The 2,056-nt window shown below is 69.1% G+C and carries 3 protein-coding genes; all 3 read right to left on the bottom strand.

Translation table 11 applies throughout. From position 1 onward, the window contains the following. Window positions 1-731 (bottom strand): heme ABC transporter permease (locus tag ACLD11_RS21795; protein WP_411015374.1); only part of this gene is annotated, 731 nt, incomplete at its 3' end. A gap of 51 nt (window positions 732-782) precedes the next feature. Next, window positions 783-1,442, bottom strand: a complete 660-nt coding sequence (gene ccmB / locus ACLD11_RS21800) for a heme exporter protein CcmB (protein WP_411015375.1) — start codon at window positions 1,440-1,442, stop codon at window positions 783-785. Continuing rightward, window positions 1,439-2,056 (bottom strand): cytochrome c biogenesis heme-transporting ATPase CcmA (gene ccmA, locus ACLD11_RS21805; protein ID WP_023225949.1); only part of this gene is annotated, 618 nt, incomplete at its 5' end. The genes ccmA and ccmB, both read right to left, overlap by 4 nt.

Consider the following 2,056-nt stretch of genomic DNA (forward strand, 5'->3'; position numbering starts at 1 on the left):
TGCCCCCTTTTCAGTATCAGTTCGCTCACCCACGGGCGGCGTTTTTCCATCAGTAAAATCAGGTTACGCATCCGCATCAGCGCCAGCGTCATAAAGAGCAGCAGGTAGCCGGCGATGGCCCAGCGCAGCGGCGAGCGCATCGCCGGGTCGATACTCTGCTGCATCCGCGTCGAGCCCTGGTGCAGGGTGTTCCACCACTCGACGGAATAGTGGATAACCGGCAGGTTCACCACGCCGACCAGCACCAGAATGCCCGCCGCGCGCCCGGCCATTTTACGGTCGTCAAAGGCGTGCCACAGGGCGATGACCCCGGCGTAGAGAAACAGCAGCACCAGCTCCGAGGTCAGGCGCGCGTCCCACACCCACCAGGTGCCCCACATCGGTTTGCCCCACGCCGCGCCGGTGACCAGCGCGATGAAGGTGTACACCGCCCCCACCGGCGCCATCGCCGCGACGGCAAGGCTGGCCATTTTCATCTGCCAGACCAGCCCGGTAAACGCCGCCACCGCCATCGCCGCATAGATACCCATTGACCAGATGGCCGCCGGGACATGCAGGTACATAATGCGGTAGCTCTCCCCCTGCTGGTAGTCCGCCGGGGCGAAACCAAAGCCCCGGACCCAGCCGGTGGCCAGCGCGATGATGCCGGCCGCCGCCAGCCACGGCACGAGCCTGCCGCAAATCTGATACAGCCGGGGCGGCGCCGCCAGCTGATGAAGGGTTTTCCACATAGTCGTCACCTGACCTCCTGAAACCAGTAAAATGTCCGTCGCGCCGGGGCGCTACTGCACGCTGAGGCGCAGCGCCGCCGCGGTGGCGAACGGGCTTAACGTCGCGCTGCCCGCCAGCAGCGCCCCCAGCACCGCCAGATAGCCGTCAGCGGGTAAATGCATCGATGCCGCGTCCATCGCCGCGGCGGCGAAAATCAGCACCGGGACACTCAGCGGCAGCACCAGAATGCCCAGCAGGACGCCGCCGCGCCGCAGGCCGGCCGTCAGCGCAACGCCCGGCGCGGCGAGAAACCCCAGCGCCGGCGTGCCGAGCAGCAGCATCAGCGCCATGATTTTCCAGCCGTACACGTCCATCCCCAGCAGCAGCGCCACCAGCGGGGAGAGCATCATCAGCGGCAGGCCGGTCACCGCCCAGTGGGCCAGCACCTTCGCCAGCACCACCGCCGGCAGCGGCACCGGCAGCAGCATCAGCTGCTCCAGGCTGCCGTCCTGCAGGTCGTCGCGAAACAGCCGCTCCAGCGCCAGCAGCGAGGCCAGCAGCGCCGCCACCTGGATGATGCCCGGCGCGATACGCGCCAGCAGCTGCGGCTGCGGCCCGACGCTTAACGGAAACAGGGTGATGACCATCAGGAAGAACCACAGCGGGCCGGCGATGTCCGCGCCGTGGCGGAACGCCACGCGCAGTTCGAGACAGAAGACACGCCACATCACAGCCCTGCCCCCCCGCCGGTCAGCGCCAGACGGCGGACGGTGTCCGCGGCCCCCGGCAGCGGCTGGTGGGTGGTGAGAATGACCATCCCGCCCTGCGCCGTGTGCGCCGCCATCCGCCGGGTGAGGCGCGCCACGCCGTTAACGTCAATGGCGGTGAACGGCTCGTCGAGCACCCACAGCGCGGCGCGGGTCAGCCACAGGCGGGCCAGCGCCACCCGGCGCTGCTGCCCGGCCGAGAGCCGGGCGACCGGCACGTCCTCAAATCCCGCCAGCCCGGCCTGCGCCAGCGCCTCCGGGAGACGCGCGCCGTCGCCGGGGTGGAAGAAGTGCAGGTTCTCCCGCGCCGTCAGGCGGGTTTTAATCCCCGGCTGGTGCCCTATCCACAGCAGGCCGGAATGGAAGCTGTCGCGCACGCGGCGCAGGGGTTCGCCCTGCCAGTACACCTCGCCGCCGTCCGGGCGCGCCAGCCCGGTCAGCAGGCGCAGCAGGGTGGTTTTTCCGGCGCCGTTGCCGCCGGTGACCTGCACCCACTCCCCGGCGTCCACGGTGAACGACAGCCCGCGAAACAGCGTCCTCTCGTCCCGCTCGCAGTACAGATCTCTGGCTTCAAGCAT

Origin of the sequence: Salmonella sp. 741265116_PST (assembly GCF_046567715.1) — a bacterium.
GTDB classification, from domain to species: domain Bacteria; phylum Pseudomonadota; class Gammaproteobacteria; order Enterobacterales; family Enterobacteriaceae; genus Salmonella; species Salmonella enterica.